The following is a 20,547-nucleotide window of genomic DNA, read 5'->3' on the forward strand; positions in this document are numbered from 1 at the left end:
GGAGTTTGCCTATTGGTGGCCCCATCTCCATGAAGAGACAGAACGTGAACGAAAAACCGCAGCGTCCCCCTTACCTAAAGATTTTGCCGGAAACAATGCGTGAACGCTTCAATCTTCCTGATTCACCGACCGATTTTTTTGATCTTTGACATGAGGATGACGCCCTACCCCTCGTTCATCCGCCGCTGCTCCAATTTGAGAAAATCGACGAAGGCTCGAAGCGGTGCCGGCATATGGCGGCGGCTGGCATAATAGAGAAATGGCCCGGGAAAAGCAGTATCCCAGTCTTCGAGAATCGGTATGAGGTCACCGCTTGCAATCTGCGGCGCGACGAACTCCCTGAAGGTTCGGATGATACCAAGTCCCTCCAAGGCGGCGTTGCGCTCGATATCGACGGAATTGGTGGCGAGAACCATGGGCGGCGAAATGACGATCCTCTCGTCCTTCCTTTCAAACTCCCAGGGAAAGGCAGAGCTGCCGAGGAAACGGTGGCGGATACAGCGATGGTCGAGAATGTCGCGCGGGTGCTGGGGCGTACCATTTGCCGCAAGGTAGGCCGGCGACGCGGCGGTGACATAGCATTGCTCCCGTGGCCCGATCGGAACGGCGATCATGTCGCGCTCCAGCCGCTCATCGTAACGAATACCGGCATCATAGCCCGCCGCCAGCACGTCGATAAAACTGTCCTCGGCGACGATTTCTACCGAGATACCCGGATAGGCTTTCAGGAAACGGTTGATGATGCCCGGCATGATGACCATGGCTGCCACGGTCGGCACATTGAGCCGCAGAGTGCCGCCAGGACTGTCACGAAATGTGTTGATATCGTCAAGCGCGGTGGCGATCTCGCCCATCGCCGGTCCCAGCCGCTCGATGAGCCGTTCGCCGGCCTCTGTTGGTGTGACGCTGCGGGTGGTACGGTTGAGCAGACGCACGCCGAGCCGCTCCTCGAGCCGCCGCAGCGCCTCGCTCAATGATGATGCGGAGACACGGCGTTTCCGCGCCGCCTCACGAAAACTGCGTTCGCGCGTGACAGCGGCAAAGGCATCGAGATCGGCAAGCGGCAAATCGTTCATTATGCAAAATTCCAAACAACCTGTTTCGATTTACACGGATTATCGCACAACAGCCAATGCAGTAAAACCAATCTCGAAGACGCCCTTGGAGCGCCGCTGATGAAGGAGACCTGAAATGCAGATGCGTCAATTGGGTAAGACCGGCCCCGAAGTGTCCGCCATCGGCCTCGGCTGCATGGGCATGTACGGCATGTACGGACCATCCGATCGCGCCGAGAGCATTGCCACCATCCACGCCGCCCTCGACGCCGGCATCAACCTACTCGATACCGGCGATTTCTATGGGATGGGCCACAATGAAATGTTGATCGGCGAAGCGATCAAAGGTCTGAAGCGCGACAATTTCCTGCTCAGCGTCAAGTTCGGCGCCTTGCGCGATCCCGCCGGTGCCTGGTTGGGTTATGATGCCCGTCCGGCCGCAATCCGCAACTTTCTCGCCTATACGCTGCAGCGCCTCGGCGTTGACCATATCGATATCTACCGCCCTGCCCGCCTCGATCCGAACGTCCCGATCGAAGAGCAGGTCGGCGCCATGGCCGATCTGATCAAGGCCGGTTATATCAGGCATATCGGCCTCTCCGAGGTCGGCGCCGATACGATCCGCCGTGCTGCGGCCGTGCATCCGATCGCAGATCTGCAAATCGAATATTCGCTGATCTCGCGCGGCATCGAGGATCAGATCCTGCCCACCTGCCGCGAACTCGGCATCGGCATCACCGCCTACGGCGTCCTCTCCCGCGGCCTGATCAGCGGTCACTGGCAGAAGGATGCGGTGCAGAAAGGCGACTTCCGCGCCTTGAGCCCGCGCTTCCAGGCGGGCAATGTCGATAAGAACCTGGAATTGGTGGAAGCACTGCGCCAGATCGCAGATGCCAAGGGCGTTAGCGTCGCCCAGATCGCCATCGCCTGGGTCGACGCCCAAGGCGCGGACATCATCCCGCTCATTGGTGCCCGCCGCCGCGATCGCCTGACCGAGGCTCTCGGCTCGTTATCCGTCCAATTGTCCGAAGCGGATTTCTCAGCGATCGAACGCGCAGTCCCGAAGGACGCCGCCGCCGGCGGTCGCTATCCGGAAGCGCAGTTGGCGCATATGGATAGCGAGAAGTAGGAAACGTCACCTTCTCCCCGCCGGGAGAAGGTATTTCCGTTTAAACCGGATTGTTCAGCGTATCGCAGTTGCTGAGCTTGCCGGAGTCGAAGCCCTGCTTGAACCATTTCACACGCTGGGCCGAGGTGCCGTGGTTGAAACTATCCGGAACAACATAACCCTGGCTGCGCTTCTGCAGCGTATCGTCGCCGATCTGCTGCGCGGCATTCAGCGCCTCTTCGAGGTCGCCTTCCTGCAGAATGCCTTTCTGCTGCGTGAACTTGCCCCAGATGCCGGCAAGGCAATCGGCTTGAAGCTCGATCCGCACTGACAACTTGTTGGCATCTGCCTCGCTCATGGTTTGGCGGGCCTGATTGAACTTCGGCAGAATGCCGAGCTGGTCCTGAACATGATGGCCGACTTCATGCGCAATGACATAGGCCTGGGCGAAATCGCCGGCTGCGCCGAACTGGTCCTTCATCTGCTTGAAGAAGGCCATGTCGAGATAGACCTTCTGATCGCTCGGGCAATAGAAGGGGCCGGTGGCCGCCGAAGCTTGCCCGCAAGCCGAGGGGAAACTGCCGGAGAACAGCACCAGCTTCGGATCCGTATAGGTCTGGCCCATCGACTTGAAGATGCCGGTCCAGGTGTCTTCTGTGTCGGCGAGCACCGTTGCGACGAACTGCTTCATCTCGTCATTGGCGGGCGGAGCATTGCCGCCACGGGAATCGCTCTGCTCGTAACCAGATCCACCACCTTCCAACATGCCGCTTTGCTGTAGCAGGCCGATAACGTCGACGCCCATCGCCCTCAGGATCAGGAAAATCACGACGAGTACGATAATGGTGCGGAAACTCAAACCGCCGCCGCCGATACCTCCGCCGGGGAATCGGAAGCCGCCGCCACCCGTGCCGCCGCTCATCGGCGATGAGCCACGCTCATCCTCGATATTGTCGGATTGCCGACGCCCCTTCCAATCCATATTGCACCTCCCGGCGATGCAGGTCCCTAACAAAAGACTCTAACGCATTCTGAGATATATCGTGCCACTTTAAATTATGAAAAGCGGAAAGAAAATTTTCACCATCGTGTCTTTCGGGCCTTAGACAGCAACAAAAACTGGGCGGATATTCTTTAAATATCTCAGGCGCCCACCTACGTCTTTGGACGCGCCAATATTCTTTACGTTGCATTTTATAACCATGTGGACAACCGCAATTCCGCGTTTCGCGGTACATTGCGGTTGAGTAAGTACATGCACGTCATAATTGAAGTGTAAAGGCGCGTGAACATATGCGCTATGCGCCGAGGGTTTGATGAAACGATCGATGAGTGTGTCACTGCTGCTGATGGGAACGGCGGCGCTGACGGGCTGTGGCCAGAAGGACAGTAACACCGCCAAGATTTACAAGGACGTCGATGCCTGCATCGCCGACGACATCTTTACGGCGGAGAGATGTCGATCCGATTTTGCCGCAGCGGAAAAAGAGCGTCTTCAGAATGCGCCGGCCTACGAGACGGCCGCCGCATGTGAAAAGGACTATGGCGTCAACGATTGCCAGCCTACGACAGACGCTCACCGTGCCGGCTTGGGCCATTTTATTCCTTTCATGGCCGGCTACGTCGTCGGCAACACCGCACAGACCTACAATGCCAATGCACTATACCAACCGCGCGGCAGTAGCGATTTCAGAACCGCCGCCGGGCGAAGCCTCGCCAACAGCACGCCGATCACAAATCGCGATTATGCGCCGAGAAAGAAGGATGACGACACCCAGCCCTCCTATTCTTCGTCATCCGGCGGTGGCGGGGGCGGCGGCGGTGGATCCGGACGCTGGTTTTCTGAACGTTCGGCCAGTTCGACGACAACGGCGGAACGCGGCGGCTGGGGCTTCCGCGGTTTTCACCTTTCGAGTTGAGGAAATCCGTCAATGAAACGTGTGGTCGTCAGCGAAAGACCAGATTGGCAGGCCGATGCCGAGGCCTGCGGCTTTTCCATCCACTCCATGTACGGCGAGCGCTATTGGGACGAGCGCCATGCCTACGTCTTCACACTGGACGAGATCGAAACCAGGCTCGAGGACCCGTCCGCCACGCTCTTGCAAATGTGCTACGGCGCGGTCGACCGGATCGTTGCCGATGCCGGTCTGATGTCCCGCATGGCGATCCCGCCGGAATATCACGACGCAGTCGTCCGGTCGTGGCGCAACCGGGAGCACGATCTCTATGGCCGCTTCGACCTCGCTTACGGCGGCGACGGACCAGCGAAACTTTTGGAATTCAATGCCGATACCCCCACGAGCCTGTTCGAAAGCGCCGTCTTCCAGTGGCAATGGCTGGAGGACATGAAGGCGCGCGGGGAAATCCCGCGGACCGCCGACCAATTCAACTCGATCCATGAGCGACTGATCGATGCCCTGCGGTTTCTCGCCGGCCCATCCAGACGAATGCATTTCGCCGGCGTTCTGGAATCGGAAGAGGATTTGGTGACACTGAACTACCTCGTCGACTGCGCCGCCCAGGCAGGGTGCGAGACGACGCTGCTCGGCATGGCCGATATCGGCGTCGATGCCAAACATTGGCTGACCGACTTGCAGGATCGGCGCGTCGATTGCCTGTTCAAGCTTTATCCGCTGGAAGACATGGTGCGCGAGCCCTTCGGTCGCCATCTGCCGGCGACGCCGACCAGGGTGATCGAGCCCCTGTGGAAATTGACGCTTTCGAACAAGGGACTGTTGCCGGTTCTATGGGACATGTTCCCCAATCATGAAAATCTGCTTCCCGCCTATTTCGATGACGATCCCCGCGCCGAAACCCTTGGCGAGACATATGTCCGCAAGCCGCTGCTCTCCCGCGAGGGCGCGAATGTAACGCTGGTCAACCATCAGGCGGATGGAGGCAATTATCGGGTCGACGGCCCCTATGGCGCGGAAGGCTATATCAGGCAGGCGCTGCGGCTCCTTCCCCGCTTCGGCGACGACTGGACCGTCATCGGCTCCTGGATCATCGCCGGACAACCGGCCGGCATCGGCATCCGCGAAGACGACACGCCGGTCACACGCGACACCTCGCGCTTTGTGCCACACTATATATTGGATTGATGGATATTCGCGAGGGCGACGGAGTTCCGGCGGTTAAGACCCGCATCGATAGCGCCAAACACTGCAACGACCCTCTCCTCGCGATTCCTGTCGATTCCGCGATTTATGGGGTTCCGTTTACAAATACATTTGCCTATAAGCCGCTTCTAGCCTGAAAAGACATGCCCATGCGCCCCGGCCGGTGATCTCCCACCCTGGCCGGTTTTTCGCGCAACAAAAAAACGGATGTGAGCCCATGCCGAAGCGCCAAGATATCAAATCGATCCTCATTATCGGCGCAGGACCGATTGTCATTGGCCAGGCTTGTGAGTTCGATTATTCCGGCACACAGGCCTGCAAGGCGCTTAGGGAGGAAGGCTACCGCGTCATCCTCGTCAACTCCAACCCGGCAACGATCATGACCGATCCGGGCCTGGCGGACGCGACCTATGTCGAGCCGATCACGCCGGAAGTGGTTGCCAAGATCATCGCCAAGGAGCGCCCGGATGCGCTGCTGCCGACCATGGGCGGCCAGACGGCGCTCAATACGGCGCTTTCGCTGAAGCGCATGGGCGTGCTCGACCGCTACAATGTCGAGATGATCGGCGCCAAGCCCGCCGCCATCGATATGGCCGAAGACCGCGCCCTCTTCCGCGAAGCCATGGCCCGCATCGGCCTCGAAACCCCGCGCTCGATGCTGGCGAATGCCACCGACATCAAGGATGCTGACCGCAAGACGCATGAGGCTGAGCGCACCAAGCTGAAGGCGCAGCTTTCCGGCGGTGAGCTCGACAAAGCGCTGGACGAGCTGGAAAACCAGTGGAACCTCGGCGAAAGCGACCGCAAGCAGCGCTATATGAACCACGCCATGGCGGTCGCCGCCCAGGCGCTTGATCATGTCGGCCTGCCCGCCATCATCCGCCCTTCCTTCACCCTCGGCGGCACCGGCGGCGGCATTGCCTATAACCGCTCGGAATTCTTCGAGATCGTCGGCGGTGGTCTCGATGCTTCGCCGACCACGGAAGTGCTGATCGAAGAATCGGTGCTCGGATGGAAAGAATTCGAGATGGAAGTGGTCCGCGACAAGGCGGACAACTGCATCATCATCTGCTCGATCGAAAACATCGACCCGATGGGCGTTCATACCGGCGATTCGATCACCGTCGCTCCGGCACTGACGCTGACGGACAAAGAATACCAGATCATGCGCAACGCCTCGATCGCGGTGCTGCGCGAGATCGGCGTCGAGACCGGCGGCTCGAACGTGCAGTTCGCAGTCAATCCGAAGGATGGCCGCCTCGTCGTCATCGAAATGAACCCGCGCGTGTCGCGCTCCTCCGCCCTCGCCTCGAAAGCCACCGGTTTCCCGATCGCCAAGGTCGCGGCCAAGCTGGCGATCGGCTATACGCTGGACGAACTTGAAAACGACATCACCGGCGGCGCGACGCCGGCATCCTTCGAACCCTCGATCGATTACGTCGTCACGAAAATTCCGCGCTTCGCCTTCGAGAAATTCCCCGGTGCCTCGCCGGTGCTGACCACCGCGATGAAATCGGTCGGCGAAGTCATGGCGATCGGCCGCACCTTCGCGGAATCGCTGCAGAAGGCGCTTCGCGGCCTGGAAACAGGCCTCACCGGTCTCGATGAGATCGAAATTCCCGGCACCGAAGAGGGCGAAGGCAGCCAGAACGCCATCCGCGCCGCCATCGGCACCCCCACTCCCGACCGCCTTCGCATGGTCGCCCAGGCACTGCGCCTCGGCATGTCGCCCGAAGAGGTGCATGAAGGTTGCAAGATCGACCCGTGGTTCATCGCCCAATTCAAGGCGATCGTCGACATGGAAGCCCGCATCCGCGAACATGGCCTGCCGGAAGATGCTGCCAACCTGCGCATGCTGAAGGCCATGGGCTTCTCGGATGCGCGCCTCGCCACGCTGACAGGCAAACGCCCGAAGGAAGTTGCCGAACTGCGCAACGGCTTGAACGTCCGTCCGGTCTTCAAGCGCATCGACACCTGCGCCGCCGAGTTCGCCTCGCCGACCGCTTATATGTATTCGACCTATGAGACGCCCTTCGTCGGTGCTGCCCGCACGGAAGCGCAGGTTTCCGATCGCAAGAAGGTCGTCATCCTCGGCGGCGGTCCGAACCGCATCGGCCAGGGGATCGAATTCGACTATTGCTGCTGCCACGCCGCCTTCGCCCTGAAGGATGCCGGCTATGAAGCGATCATGATCAATTGCAACCCGGAAACCGTCTCGACCGACTACGATACTTCGGACCGGCTCTATTTCGAGCCGCTGACCGCCGAAGACGTGATCGAGATCCTCAAGGCGGAACAGGAGAATGGCGAGCTGGTCGGCGTCATCGTCCAGTTCGGCGGCCAGACGCCGCTGAAGCTCGCCGAAGCGCTGGAAAAGAACGGCATCCCGATCCTCGGCACCGCGCCGGACGCGATCGACCTTGCCGAAGACCGCGACCGCTTCCAGAAGCTGCTGATGAAGCTCGATCTCAACCAGCCGAACAATGGCATAGCCTATTCCGTCGAGCAGGCTCGCCTCGTTGCCGGCGAAATCGGCTTCCCGCTCGTTGTGCGCCCGTCCTACGTGCTCGGCGGCCGCGCCATGCAGATCATTCATTCCGAAAGCATGCTGCAGACCTATCTTCTCGACACCGTGCCGGAACTGGTGCCGGAAGATATCAAGGCGCGCTATCCGAACGACAAGACCGGCCAGATCAACACCCTGCTTGGCAAGAACCCGCTGCTGTTCGACAGTTATCTCACCAACGCCATCGAAGTCGACGTCGACTGCCTCTCCGACGGCACCGACGCCTACATTGCCGGGATCATGGAGCATATCGAAGAGGCCGGCATTCACTCCGGCGACTCGGCCTGCTCGCTGCCGCCGCGCACACTGTCACCCGCCATGATTGATGAGCTGGAGCGCCAGGCGAAGGCCATGGCCAAGGCGCTGAACGTCGGCGGCTTGATGAACGTGCAGTTCGCCATCAAGGACGACACCGTCTACGTACTCGAAGTCAACCCGCGCGCTTCGCGCACCGTGCCTTTCGTCGCCAAGACCATCGGCGCGCCGATCGCCAAGATCGCCGCCCGCGTCATGGCCGGCGAAAAGCTGGATGCGACCTTCGCCGCCTATGGCGAAAAGCCCGATCCGCGCAAGCTGAAGCACATCGCCGTCAAGGAAGCCGTCTTCCCCTTTGCCCGCTTCCCGGGCGTCGACACCCTGCTGGGCCCGGAAATGCGCTCGACCGGCGAAGTCATCGGCCTGGATACGGATTTCGCGCTGGCTTTCGCCAAGTCGCAGCTTGGCGCCGGTGTCGAGTTGCCGCGCGACGGAACGGTCTTCGTTTCTGTCCGCGACGACGACAAGCCGCGTGTCCTGCCAGCCATCCGCATGTTGACCGAGCTGGGCTTCAAGGTGCTCGCAACCGGCGGCACGCAGCGTTACCTGGCCGAAAACGGCATCGAGGCGACGAAGATCAACAAGGTTCTGGAAGGCCGTCCGCATATCGAGGATGCCATCCGCAACCGCCAGGTCCAGCTCGTCATCAACACGACCGACAGCAACAAGGCGATCTCGGACTCGAAGTCGCTTCGCCGCGCGACGCTGATGCAGAAGGTGCCCTATTACACCACCATGGCCGGTGCGGAAGCCGCCGCCATGGCGATCAAGGCACTGAAGGCCGGCAACCTCGAAGTCCGGCCTCTGCAGAATTATTTCTGAGAACTGCTCGGGATGACGGAGCCAGAATAACGGCTTCGTCATCTTTGTTTAACGCACGCTCCCCTCGTCAGTGAGGAGACGCACGCTATGGCTTTAGCTTCAAGAAAGACTGCCGCGCCGAGCCAGGCGTTGGGACAACCGCCTATTATTTCCAACGGTACAACCTAAATCCACGGCTGCGGTTGGCGTCGTCCGTCGCCGCCAAACTGCCGGTCGATGGGTGCCTGAAATCAGGCTTCCGCAAGTATCGGCCAAGACCAGCCTTGCCATAAGTCACCGAATTTTCTGGAAATCGGCCTTCGCAATCTGCTATAGATGACAGAATAATGGCTCTGTATGGTTCCGAAGTACCGCTTCGGGACCTGTTTTCTTTTTGTGTCTGCGACAGAGCAACGCAGGGAGTGAAGGACAAGAAAAATGGTTGAAAAGGTACCGATGACGCAGAACGGGTTCGTCAAGCTGCAGGAAGAACTGCGCTGGCGTCAGCAGGAAGAGCGCCCGCGAATCATCGAGGCAATTTCGGAAGCCCGCGCCCATGGCGACCTCTCCGAAAATGCCGAGTACCATGCCGCCAAGGAGGCCCAAAGCCACAACGAGGGCCGCATCACCGAGCTTGAAGACCTGACGGCGCGCGCCGAAGTCATCGACCTCACCAAGATGTCCGGTTCGAAGATCAAGTTCGGCGCCAAGGTGAAGCTCGTCGACGAGGACACCGAAGAAGAGAAGATCTACCAGATCGTCGGCGACCAGGAAGCCGATGTGAAGGCCGGCCGCATCTCCATCTCCTCCCCGATCGCCCGTGCGCTGATCGGTAAGGAGGTTGGCGATTCGATCGAGGTTAACGCGCCCGGCGGCGCCAAGGCCTACGAAATCCTCTCCGTCTCCTGGGGTTGATCGCCCGTGCGCGATCGCGACGCATCGCATTCAAGCGATCTCAGCGAAATCGAGGTCATCGCGACGAACTTCAAACGCCGGCTCTCCGGCGTTACCTCGACGATCGTGCAATTGATCCCGAAACAGCTCGAACTCGGCTGCCATATCGCCACGCTCGGGCCAGGGCTGCCGGAAGACCTGCCGAAGCTTGGCTGGGCGCGGATACCCGGCCTCTGGATGAAGCCGCGCCGCCACCGTGTTCGTGTCTGGCATGCCCGCCGCAACAACGAGATGCTGGTCGGGCTGTTGTTGCGCTCCGTGCTGCGCATGCCGCTGAAGCTGGTCTTCACCTCGGCAGCTCAGCGCCGGCACACTGCCTACACGCGCTGGCTGATCCGCCGCATGGACGCCGTGATCGCCACCAGCGCGCGCTCCGGCAGCTTTTTGCAGGTGCCGCACACGGTCATCCAGCACGGCATCGACCTGAAGATGTTTCATCCGCCGGAAGTGCCGCATGATCGCATGGCCTCCACCGGTCTGCCCGGCACCTATCTGATCGGCTGCTTCGGCCGCGTTCGCCACCAGAAGGGGACGGATCTCTTCGTCAAGGCGATGATCGAGCTTCTGCCGCGCTATCCGGACTGGACCGCCGTCGTCTGTGGCCGGGTAACTGCGGAGCATCGCGGCTTCGGCGACGAATTGGTGAAGATGGTAGCCGCCGCCGGCCTCACCGATCGCATCCGCTTTCTCGGTGAAGTCGACGATATCAGGCCCTGGTATCGACGCGCGACGCTGTATGTCGCCCCTTCCCGCAATGAAGGCTTCGGCCTGACGCCGCTGGAGGCCATGGCCTCACGCACCGCCGTCGTCGCCTCCGACGCGGGCGCTTATGCCGAATTGATCGTACCCGGAGAAACCGGCGCGATCGTACCCGCCGGCGATGGCGAAGCGCTGACGAAAGCGATCGACTTCTATCTCGCCAATCCCGAAGAAGCGCTCAGCCAAGGGGAAAACGCAGTGCGTCACGTACGTAGCGAGTTCGCCTTGGAAAAGGAAGCGACAGCGATCGGCGACATCTATCGGCAATTGCTCGGCGGCGCCCGCTGAAGCGAGGGCCTATTGGCCGAGATCGATGCGGTTGCGCTCGACGAAATCGATCATCGCCCGGTCCTCGACCAGATCTTTCTCAATGCTTTTGACGATCGACAAGACCTTGTCCCGGTACTTGGTCGGCGAGGCATCGTAGGTCCATCCGCGCGCCAGCTTGGCCATCAGCTCTTCACGGGATTTGGTGTAGTAGTGATTGAGTTGCAGGAACCGGTTCGAATAGAAATCCGGCGATTTCCGTGCGCGGCGCGTGAAACGCTTTCCGGCATCATTCGCCGTCAGATCGCCGAATGATCGCGTCTGAAACTGATGCACCGTGACTTCCGTCACCTCGCAGGGATCAACGATGCATTTGAAATTGCTGACATTTTCCTTGTTCGTCATCGGATCGGCACCGCGCATCGTGTAGTTCAGCGCCAGCGGACCGTCGGGCCGCTTCTCGTGACCGCTCGTCGCGAACATATGCCATGGCAACGAGACATTTGGAAAATCGCCGACTGCCGCTAGCGCCTCCTCGACCGTTCGCCCTTCCTTCGGCAACAGGAATTCGTCGACATCGATGAAGGCCATCCAGCGATATGCGCCGCCGAAATTGAGGATGGCGTGGGCGAAGACGATGACCTGACCGTTCAGGGGCGCCCCCGTGGTTGCATCGGTCATACGTCCGATCCAAGGGATGATCGTCAGCGTGTCGGCATCGAGGAGGCCACGTAGAATAGCGAGGGTCTCGTCCGTCGAGCCATTGTCATAGATATAGAAGTGACGAATGCCGACAGCTTGGTGGAAGCGTATCCATTCCTCGATATAGCGCGCCTCATCCTTGACGCAAACGGCAATCGCGATGCCGTGTCGGCCCGCCTGCGGCTTCGGCGGATCGATTGTAAGCCGCTTCGCATCCGATATCTTGGGCTTCAACCAACCCATGCGTCCGTTCCCCGCAACTCAGATCGTCGATACCGCGGCAAACCGCGCATCGTAGCCAAATCCGTGCTTCAATAGCGCCGAAACCGGCGAATAATTGACAAACGTCACGCCTCGCTCCGACGCGATTTCCTTTGCCAGAACAAAATGCTCAAGAATGCGGTCTTCGGCCTGGGCAATGCCAGAAAAGGCGGTCTCGTCGCTGGTCTCATAAAACCGGGGCTCACCGGCATTGGAAATATCGATACCGAGAAAGCCGATCGTTCGGGGCGAGCAATAAAGCGCGAACTGCAGCGCCGATACCGCGACCGAGCCACCCTGGAAAACACCGCGATCCGGCGCGAAGGAAAATCCGGCGGAGCCCGTTGCGTTGAGCCGCACGAAATCGAGCCTTCTGATGTCATCGATGGAGCGGCGGCGCACGCCGTAAGGCTTGCGGATATCGTCGATCAGGATGATCGTCTTATCCGCCAGCCAACGGCTGTCAAATTCCGAGATCGCCCGCAGCACGGCGACCGAAAACAGGCAAATCGTATCGGACGTGATCCTGCGCCGCATCATCTCGGAATGCCGCCAGACGAAACGCTCGTCCTCAACGGCGATGGCAAGCGGCGCGGCAATCTGCTCATCGATCAACCCGATAGCGCCGTTCAGCAGGATCGCGCTGCCCTTCTCAAGTCCGGTCAGATCGCAGTCGCGGATCGATGGGCCGGAGCCGACGATATGGATGATTTGACCGGACTGTTTGCGCAGCCGGTCGATGGGAGAAAGGGCCGCGACCTTGGCACGTCGGTAATAGACCTCGCCTACCCCGTTTGCCCGCACGATGTTGAGCCCTGGAAACCAGTCCTGCGCATGGGCGCGCGAACCGCCGAGCAGCAAGCGCGCACCCGTCTTGATCAACGATCGGTGCCAGGGGCGGTCCGCCATATCCTAGAGCTCCACCAGCCCGAGTTTCTTCACCTGCCGGATGGTCAGCATGGTGCGCACCGTATCGACATGCTCGTTCGCCGTCAGCACCTCGATGACGAAATCCTGGAACCGGGTGAGGTTTTCGGCGACGCAATGCAGCAGGAAATCGCTGTCGCCGGAAACCATCCATGCCTGCCGCACGAGCGGCCACTCGGCTGTCACAGCGGCGAAGGCTTTGAGATTGGCCTCCGACTGATGCTTGAGACCGACCATGCAGAAGGCAACGAGATCGAAGCCGAGCTTTGGGCTGTTCAGCATCGCATGGTAGCCCTCGATGACGCCGGCCTCCTCCAGCTTGCGCACCCGGCGCAGACAGGGCGGCGCGGAGATGCCGACGCGATCGGCGAGTTCGACATTGGTCATGCGCCCGTCGCGCTGGAGTTCCCGCAAGATCTTGATATCGATGGCGTCGAGTTCAGCCCGCAGCACTTTTCTTGCCTTTCTTTAATTCCCAACCGGCAGCTTCTATATAAAGCGCGAAAATACGCAAGAAAGTTTCCCGCGCGTGACCGAATCTTACACAAAGCAGATTTGCTCTGTTAGTAATGCAAGGCTGCCCTTGAATAAATGCATGCGACAATCATAAATGAGGCGGCGGATCGTGAAATCGCCTGCTTTTGCCCGTTTGAAGCCGCGGCTTCCCGAAGCGCTTAGATTGAAAGGACTACACATGCCTGCCCGCCATACCAAGGTGCTCATCATCGGTTCCGGCCCCGCCGGCTATACGGCCGCCGTTTATGCCGCGAGAGCCATGCTGAAGCCGGTTCTGATCGCCGGCCTCGAACAGGGCGGCCAGCTTATGATCACCACGGATGTCGAAAACTATCCGGGCTTTGCCGATCCGATCCAGGGCCCGTGGCTGATGGAACAGATGCTGCTGCAGGCCCAGCATGTCGGCGCGGAAATCGTCAACGATCTCGTCACCGAAGTCGATACCACCAAGCGCCCCTTTGTCGCGCGCACCGACAGCGGTCAGGTCTGGACCGCCGACACGCTGATCATCGCGACCGGCGCCAAGGCCAAATGGCTGGGCATCGAGAGCGAACAGCATTTCCAGGGCTTTGGCGTTTCCGCCTGCGCCACCTGCGACGGCTTCTTCTATCGTAATAAGGATGTGATCGTGGTCGGCGGCGGCAACAGCGCCGTCGAGGAAGCGCTCTATCTCTCCAATATCGCCAAGTCGGTCACCGTCGTGCATCGCCGCGATTCGTTCCGCGCCGAAAAGATCCTGCAGGAGCGCCTGTTCGCCAAGGCAAACGTCAAGGTTCTCTGGAATACCGAGGTTGCCGAAATCACCGGCACGCCGGCCAAGCCGCCGATGCCGCCGTCGGTTTCCGGCGCACGCCTGCGCGACACCCGCACGGGCGTCGTCACCGACGTAACGATAGACGGCGTGTTTGTCGCCATCGGCCACGCACCGGCAACGGAACTCTTCAAGGGCAAATTGAAGCTCAAGGACAATGGCTATCTCTGGACTGCACCCGATTCGACTGCGACCAACGTCGAAGGCATCTATGCCGCCGGTGATGTGACCGACGATACGTTCCGGCAGGCGATCACGGCAGCAGGGATGGGCTGCATGGCGGCGCTTGAGGCGGAACGCTACTTGACCGGGCATATGCCCGTCGCCGTAGCTGCGGAGTGATGCAGCCGATGAGGGGAAACGGCATGCCATTGGATTGGGACAAGCTGCGTATCTTTCACGCGGCTGCCGAAGCGGGCTCGTTCACGCACGCGGCGGATAAATTGCATCTGTCCCAATCCGCCATCAGCCGCCAGGTCAGCGCGCTCGAGCAGGACGTCGGCATCAAGCTGTTCCACCGCCACGCACGCGGCCTGATCCTGACCGAACAGGGCGAATTGCTGTATCGCACCGCGCATGACGTTCTCTTGAAGCTCGAAACGGTCAAGATGCAATTGACCGAAACGACCGATAAGCCGAGCGGCAAGCTGCGCGTGACGACGACCGTCGGCCTCGGCCAGGGCTGGCTGACCGACAAGATCCAGGAATTCCTACAGCTTTATCCCGACATGTCGATCCAGCTCATCCTCGACAATGAGGAGCTGGACGTGAACATGCGCCATGCGGACTGCGCCATCCGACTGCGCCAGCCGCAGCAATCGGACTTGATCCAGCGCAAGCTCTTCACCGTCCATATGCATGTCTACGCCGCCCCCTCCTACATCAACCGCTATGGCGAACCGCAGTCGGTGGAGGCTCTGGACGAGCATCGCATCATCAGTTTCGGCGAACCGGCGCCGAACTATTTGCTCGACGTCAATTGGCTGGAGATTGCCGGCCGCTCGTCGGACAACAAGCGCGTTCCACATCTGCAGATCAACAGCCAGACGTCGATCAAGCGCGCCTGCCTGCTCGGTATCGGCATCGCCGTACTGCCGGACTACATCGTCGGCCGCGATCCGGGCCTTATTCAGCTTGCGATCAATGCCGACGTGCCGTCCTTCGACACCTATTTCTGCTATCCCGACGAAATGAAAAACGCCGCCAAGCTCAAGGTTTTTCGGGATTTCATCGTCGCCAAGGCACGGAACTGGAACTTTTAGTTGAGCTAAGACTCTGTGTTACAAGCGTTTTTTGCCGTAATATATCTGTCACGCGTATGACGCATGGCTGATATGCACAAAACAGAGTTGAAGCCTGCCCAATTAACTACCATATCGCACATAGCTGATGCATATGGTGGCTTTTCCTCCCAGTTCCACCGCATTGGCTGTTCCCCTCTGGAGGTTTTTAACCTTCATACCTATAGGGCCCTGGTTGTTACCGGTGGCCCTTTTTTTTGCCCTTTTTCAGCAGAGGCCGCAAACGCATAACTGCCATGCACAAAAAAGCATTGCGCACTGCACAAATTAGCATCATACCGCACATAGCTGATGCACATGGTGGCTTTTCCTCCCAGTTCCACCGCAGCAGCTGTTCCCCTCTGGAGGTTTTTGACCTTCACACCTATAGGGCCCTGGTTATTCCGGTGGCCCTCTTTTTTTGCCCAAATTCTAAGCATGCCCACGAAGCGCATTGCATAAAATAATTTGCTGCGCCGCATCTTGATATATCGAAAATCGACGATACATGAATCGTTAATTTTCGATATTCAGCCGGTGACGTCATGGATAGAACTGAGATACTAAAGGCCTTGGCCCATCCCGCCAGGCTCGAAATCCTCAATCAGCTCAAAGATCCGCACGCCCATTTTCCGACCCAGGAACATCCGCTGGAGCTGGGTGTCTGCGCCAGCCAGTTCGAGCGCTGCGGCCTATCGCAATCCACCGTTTCCGCCCATCTCGGCACATTGCATCGCGCTGGCTTGGTGACCACCAAGCGCCTCGGCCAGTGGATTTTTTATAAGCGCAACGAAGAAACCATCGCCGAATTCCTTGCCACTCTTCAGAAGGAACTTTGAGATGCCGCTCGCCCTCCTTGTCCTGGCGTTGAGCTCCTTTGCCATCGGAACGACTGAATTCGTCATCATGGGCCTGCTGCCCGAAGTTGCCACTGATCTGTCCATCAGCATCCCGCAAGCCGGCTGGCTGGTGACCGGCTATGCGCTGGCGGTGGCGATCGGTGCGCCGATCATGGCCATCGCCACGGCGCATCTGCGCCGCCGCTCAACGTTGATCATGTTGATGGGCTTCTTCATCCTCGGCAACCTGCTCTGTGCCATCGCACCCGGCTATTGGGTCCTGATGATCGCCCGCATCGTCACCGCGCTTTGTCATGGTGCCTTCTTCGGCATCGGTTCGGTTGTCGCCGCAAGCCTCGTCACTGAGGACCGCAAGGCTCGCGCCCTCGCATTGATGTTCACCGGTCTGACGCTTGCCAATGTGCTCGGTGTGCCGCTCGGCACCGCATTGGGCCACGCTTTCGGCTGGCATGCGCCCTTCTGGATAATCACCCTGCTGGGCGTCGCCTCGCTTATCGGCCTGGTGCTTGTCCTGCCAAAAGGAGAAGAAGTCCGCCAGGACAGTCTTGCCCGCGAACTCTTGGCGCTACGCGGTCTCGGCCTATGGCTGTCGCTGCTGACAACGGTGTTTTTCGCCGCAGCCATGTTCACCCTGTTCACGTATATTGCGCCGCTGCTGCGCCAAATCACCGGCGTTTCGCCGCGATGGGTATCTTTGACGCTGCTATGGATGGGCATCGGCCTGACCATCGGCAATCTCATCGGCGGCAAGCCTGCGGACTGGCGTCTGGGCACCACGCTTGCCAGCACCTTCGCGGCAATCGCGCTGACCTCGGCCATATTCAGCATCACCAGCCATTCCTTCGTCCCAGCCGAGATCACCCTCTTCCTCTGGGCTGCGGCAAACTTCGCCGCAGTGCCGGCGCTGCAGATCAACGTCGTCGGTTTCGGCAAGGATGCGCCGAACCTGGTGTCGACCATCAATATCGGCGCCTTCAATACCGGCAATGCACTCGGGGCTTGGGTCGGTGGCGTCGTCATCGATACCGGCTTCTCGCTGTCGCATGTGCCGCTGGCCGGTGCCGCGATGGCTCTCCTCGGCCTTGCCACCGTGGCGTTGATCTTCGCGACGGTCAGAGCGAAGAGCGCCGCACCCGCCTCCTCCTAAGCTTTTCTTTCAACACTTCACCCCGGACAACAAGAAAGGACCTCCCATGGCCAAACTCTTTGAACCGACTAAGCTTGGCGATATCTCCCTCGCCAACCGCATCGTCATGGCGCCGCTAACGCGCAATCGTTCTCCGAATGCGGTGCCGAACGATTTGAACGTCAAATACTACGCCCAGCGCGCCACAGCCGGCCTCATCATCACCGAAGCGACCGCCATCACCCATCAGGGCCAGGGTTATGCCGACGTGCCCGGTCTCTACACCCGGGAAGCCCTCGACGGCTGGAAGAAAGTGACCGACGCCGTGCATGCAAACGGCGGCAAGATCGTCGTGCAGATGTGGCACGTCGGCCGTATCTCCCATACGACGCTGCAGCCGAACGGCGGCAAGCCCGTCTCCTCCACCTCCAAGCGCGCCAACAATGCCAAGACCTATCTGGTCAACAGCGACGGTAGCGACGGATTTACCGATGTCTCCGAACCCCGCGCCCTTGAGACCTCGGAAATTCCGGGAATCATCGAGGATTATCGCAAGGCCGCCCGCGCCGCGATCGAAGCCGGTTTTGACGGTGTCGAAATCCACGGCGCCAACGGCTATCTCATCGACCAGTTCCTGCGCGCCGATGTGAACGATCGTACCGACCAGTATGGCGGCTCGATCGAAAACCGCGCCCGTTTCCTCTTCGAAGTCGTGGATGCCGTGACCAAGGAAGTCGGCGCCGGACGCACTGCGATCCGCGTCTCGCCGGTAACGCCGTCGGGCGATTCCAGCGATCCTCACCCGCAGGCCCTCTTTACCTACGTCGTCGAAGGTCTGGCGAAATATGGTCTCGCCTATGTCCACATCGTCGAAGGCCAGACCGGCGGCGCGCGCGACTTCCTGCCCTTCGACTATGACGCGCTGCACGCTGCCTATAAGGCTGCAGGCGGCAAGTCTGCCTGGATGCTCAACAACGGCTACAATCGCGACATGGCGATCGAAGCGGTCGAAAGCGGCAAGGCCGACGTCGTTGCCTTCGGCAAGCCGTTCATCTCCAACCCGGACCTCGTTCGCCGGCTGAAGGAAAACGCCTCCCTCACCGCGCTGAACCAGGCAACGCTCTATGGCGGCGGCGCAAACGGCTACGCCGACTACCCGACGCTGGACGAAGTGGCTTAACTTCCGCCGCTCCGATCATGACGGAAAATCCCGCTGCGAGGCGGGATTTTCTTTTTGGCGACAGCCGTTAGAGTACCCGTATGTTTGATCCCTATCTCAACCGTTGGTCGCTCACGCCGGATGGCAACGCGATCATCACCCGTTCCAGCCATCTCCTGCCGGTCCTCTGGCGCGGCCTGCCCGCCATGCTGAAGGTCGCCCTCGATATTGACGAGAAGCTCGGCAGCCAGGTCCTGCGCTGGTGGGACGGCGACGGCGCCGCGCATGTCTATGAACACGACAGCGACGCTGCGCTTTTGGAACGGTCGACCGGACCGGGCTCGCTGCTGACGATGGCAATGGAAGGCGGTGATGACGAAGCAAGCCGGATCATCTGCCGCACGGCCGCAAAGCTTCACGCACCGCGCGCGACACCGTTGCCGGATCTTGTCCCGCTGGATCTCTGGTTCCGCGAGTTGGAGCCGGCGGCCCGTGCCCATGGCGGTCTTCTTGCCACCTGCGCCGAGATTGCCCGTCACCTGCTTGCCGATCAACGCGATCTCACCGTGCTGCACGGCGACATCCACCACGAGAATATCATGGATTTCGGTCCTCGCGGCTGGCTCGCCATCGACCCGAAGCGTGTTCATGGCGAACGCGGTTACGATTTCGCCAATACCTTCTGCAATCCGGAACTCCCCATCGTCACCGCTCCCGGTCGCCTGCAGCGGCAATTGCCGATCGTCTGCACCGAAGCAAGACTGGAACCGAAGCGGATGCTGCAATGGATCGTCGCCTATGCCGGCCTCTCCGCCGCCTGGTTCCTCAGCGACGGCGATAGCAGGAATGCCGAGTCGGATTTTATCGTCGCCAGGATAGCGTTGGCCGAACTCCGGACCTGACAACGTTTCTCATCGTGCCGGCAGACAGCCGAGTGCCATGAGGCTCGTCTTCACCGCCTCGTCGATCGGAGTATGCGGCTCCTCGCCGAGCACAGCCAGCAGCCTGTCATTCCTCATCTGCAGCGGCACTTTCCAGAGATAGCGCATTTCACGCAACTCCTTCATCAGCGGCACGAAAGGAGCGGCAAGCGGCAGTATCCACCAAGGAAAGGATTTCGCTTTCACTTTATGTCCGACTGCCCGCTCGACCGAGCCGATCATCTGCCGGCCGTCACCATCCCAATGGCCGCGCATGTGATAGACAGCGAAGGCCGGAAGCGCATCGCCTCTCTCGATCAGGCGGATCATCGTTTCCGCGACATCGGGCAGATAGGCCCATTGATGGCCGATGCCCGCCCTTCCCGGGTTGGTCACCGATGTCACTGGTTTGCCGGGTTTGACAATGCCCTGCGAGAACCAGCTATTGGTGCCATGCCCACCGAAGAAATCCCCGGCGCGGAGAATGATGATCGGCGTGCCGGCCTCCGCCGCGACCTTCAGCCGCCGCTCCATTTCGACGCGGATCGCACCCTTGCGTGTCTGCGGATGCTGCGGGCTGTCCTCGGTCACATCGGGAAGGACATCCGGCCCAAAATTGTAGACCGTGCCCGGCAGGACGATCCGCGCGCCGACTGCCTTCGCCGCTGCGATCGTGCCATCGAGCATCGGCAGGACCAGTTGCCCCCAATTGCGATAGCCGGGCGGGTTGACGGCATGCACGATCAGCTCGACACCCGTCGCCGCCTTCAACACATCGCTCGCCTGCATCGCATCGCCTTGCACCCAATCGAAGCCGGGCTCCCGGCGTGCAGCCGCGGCTGCGTTGCGGTTCAGCGCCCGGATGCGCCAGCCGCGGGCGGCAAGGCCGCGGGCAACGGCGCCGCCGATGCCGCCAGTGGCACCCAATATCAGAGCCGTCTTTCCATTGTTCATCTGCTCGGTCATCGTCATCTCCATCGATTTGATGGTGTGACTATGCCGCGCAACTTCGATAAACGAAATTGCCGAAAAATCTGGATA

18 protein-coding genes are annotated in these 20,547 nt (G+C 60.1%); 12 read left to right on the forward strand and 6 right to left on the reverse strand.

Annotated elements, in window-relative coordinates:
- Positions 1–164: 164 nt before the first annotated feature.
- Positions 165–1,076: a LysR family transcriptional regulator gene (locus NXC24_RS13150; RefSeq protein ID WP_104823698.1), complete on the reverse strand. Its 912-nt coding sequence runs from the start codon at positions 1,074–1,076 to the stop codon at positions 165–167.
- Between the two features lie 115 nt (positions 1,077–1,191).
- Here NXC24_RS13150 and NXC24_RS13155 point away from each other — a divergent pair, with 115 nt between their 5' ends.
- Positions 1,192–2,184, forward strand: a complete 993-nt coding sequence (locus tag NXC24_RS13155; RefSeq protein ID WP_104823699.1) for an aldo/keto reductase — start codon at positions 1,192–1,194, stop codon at positions 2,182–2,184.
- 40 nt (positions 2,185–2,224) lie between these two features.
- Here the strand turns inward: NXC24_RS13155 and NXC24_RS13160 are convergent, their stop codons facing one another.
- Positions 2,225–3,145: a neutral zinc metallopeptidase gene (locus NXC24_RS13160; RefSeq protein ID WP_104823700.1), complete on the reverse strand. Its 921-nt coding sequence runs from the start codon at positions 3,143–3,145 to the stop codon at positions 2,225–2,227.
- A gap of 346 nt (positions 3,146–3,491) precedes the next feature.
- Here NXC24_RS13160 and NXC24_RS13165 point away from each other — a divergent pair, with 346 nt between their 5' ends.
- The 5 genes from NXC24_RS13165 (at position 3,492) to NXC24_RS13185 (ending at position 10,965) form a co-directional block, all read left to right on the forward strand.
- Positions 3,492–4,082 (forward strand): DUF1190 domain-containing protein, encoded by a 591-nt coding sequence (locus NXC24_RS13165; RefSeq protein ID WP_158704479.1) that lies wholly within the window; start codon positions 3,492–3,494, stop codon positions 4,080–4,082.
- Between the two features lie 12 nt (positions 4,083–4,094).
- A complete protein-coding gene (locus NXC24_RS13170) occupies positions 4,095–5,264 on the forward strand; it encodes a glutathionylspermidine synthase family protein (protein WP_104823702.1) in 1,170 nt (389 codons plus the stop codon).
- Between the two features lie 235 nt (positions 5,265–5,499).
- Positions 5,500–8,985, forward strand: coding sequence for a carbamoyl-phosphate synthase large subunit (gene carB, locus NXC24_RS13175; protein WP_104823703.1), 3,486 nt, complete (start codon positions 5,500–5,502; stop codon positions 8,983–8,985).
- A gap of 417 nt (positions 8,986–9,402) precedes the next feature.
- Positions 9,403–9,879 carry a transcription elongation factor GreA gene (gene greA / locus NXC24_RS13180; RefSeq protein ID WP_028751624.1) on the forward strand — a complete coding sequence of 159 codons (477 nt, stop codon included), beginning with the start codon at positions 9,403–9,405 and terminating at the stop codon, positions 9,877–9,879.
- A gap of 6 nt (positions 9,880–9,885) precedes the next feature.
- On the forward strand, positions 9,886–10,965 hold the full coding sequence (locus NXC24_RS13185) for a glycosyltransferase family 4 protein (protein ID WP_104823704.1): 1,080 nt from the start codon (positions 9,886–9,888) through the stop codon (positions 10,963–10,965).
- A gap of 9 nt (positions 10,966–10,974) precedes the next feature.
- On the opposite strand, the gene NXC24_RS13190 is transcribed toward NXC24_RS13185, so the two are convergent.
- From NXC24_RS13190 to NXC24_RS13200, 3 genes are read right to left on the reverse strand one after another with little or no spacing between them, the layout of a single operon-like run.
- Positions 10,975–11,889, reverse strand: a complete 915-nt coding sequence (locus NXC24_RS13190) for a glycosyltransferase family 92 protein (RefSeq protein ID WP_104823705.1) — start codon at positions 11,887–11,889, stop codon at positions 10,975–10,977.
- Positions 11,890–11,907: 18 nt separating this feature from the next.
- Complete coding sequence (locus tag NXC24_RS13195) at positions 11,908–12,816, reverse strand: glycosyl transferase (RefSeq protein ID WP_104823706.1); 909 nt, start codon at positions 12,814–12,816, stop codon at positions 11,908–11,910.
- 3 nt (positions 12,817–12,819) lie between these two features.
- The gene (locus NXC24_RS13200; RefSeq protein ID WP_104823707.1) at positions 12,820–13,287 is read right to left on the reverse strand and encodes an Lrp/AsnC family transcriptional regulator; all 468 of its coding nucleotides are present in this window, start codon (positions 13,285–13,287) and stop codon (positions 12,820–12,822) included.
- A gap of 241 nt (positions 13,288–13,528) precedes the next feature.
- Between NXC24_RS13200 and trxB the strand changes: the two genes are divergently transcribed.
- The 6 genes from trxB to NXC24_RS13230 all read left to right on the forward strand — a co-directional run bounded on the left by trxB (position 13,529) and on the right by NXC24_RS13230 (position 19,488).
- Positions 13,529–14,503: a thioredoxin-disulfide reductase gene (trxB, locus tag NXC24_RS13205; protein WP_104823708.1), complete on the forward strand. Its 975-nt coding sequence runs from the start codon at positions 13,529–13,531 to the stop codon at positions 14,501–14,503.
- 23 nt (positions 14,504–14,526) lie between these two features.
- Positions 14,527–15,423, forward strand: a complete 897-nt coding sequence (locus NXC24_RS13210; protein WP_104823709.1) for a LysR family transcriptional regulator VtlR — start codon at positions 14,527–14,529, stop codon at positions 15,421–15,423.
- Positions 15,424–15,986: 563 nt separating this feature from the next.
- Positions 15,987–16,280, forward strand: a complete 294-nt coding sequence (locus NXC24_RS13215; RefSeq protein WP_104823710.1) for a metalloregulator ArsR/SmtB family transcription factor — start codon at positions 15,987–15,989, stop codon at positions 16,278–16,280.
- A gap of 1 nt (position 16,281) precedes the next feature.
- Positions 16,282–17,448, forward strand: a complete 1,167-nt coding sequence (locus NXC24_RS13220; RefSeq protein WP_104823711.1) for an MFS transporter — start codon at positions 16,282–16,284, stop codon at positions 17,446–17,448.
- Between the two features lie 46 nt (positions 17,449–17,494).
- Complete coding sequence (locus NXC24_RS13225; protein WP_104823712.1) at positions 17,495–18,607, forward strand: alkene reductase; 1,113 nt, start codon at positions 17,495–17,497, stop codon at positions 18,605–18,607.
- Between the two features lie 80 nt (positions 18,608–18,687).
- Positions 18,688–19,488 carry an aminoglycoside phosphotransferase family protein gene (locus NXC24_RS13230; RefSeq protein ID WP_104823713.1) on the forward strand — a complete coding sequence of 267 codons (801 nt, stop codon included), beginning with the start codon at positions 18,688–18,690 and terminating at the stop codon, positions 19,486–19,488.
- Positions 19,489–19,497: 9 nt separating this feature from the next.
- Here NXC24_RS13230 and NXC24_RS13235 read toward each other — a convergent pair whose 3' ends face one another.
- A complete protein-coding gene (locus NXC24_RS13235; RefSeq protein ID WP_104823714.1) occupies positions 19,498–20,472 on the reverse strand; it encodes an NAD-dependent epimerase/dehydratase family protein in 975 nt (324 codons plus the stop codon).
- Positions 20,473–20,547: the final 75 nt, after the last annotated feature.

Origin of the sequence: Rhizobium sp. NXC24 (assembly GCF_002944315.1) — a bacterium.
Taxonomy (GTDB): Bacteria; Pseudomonadota; Alphaproteobacteria; order Rhizobiales; family Rhizobiaceae; genus Rhizobium.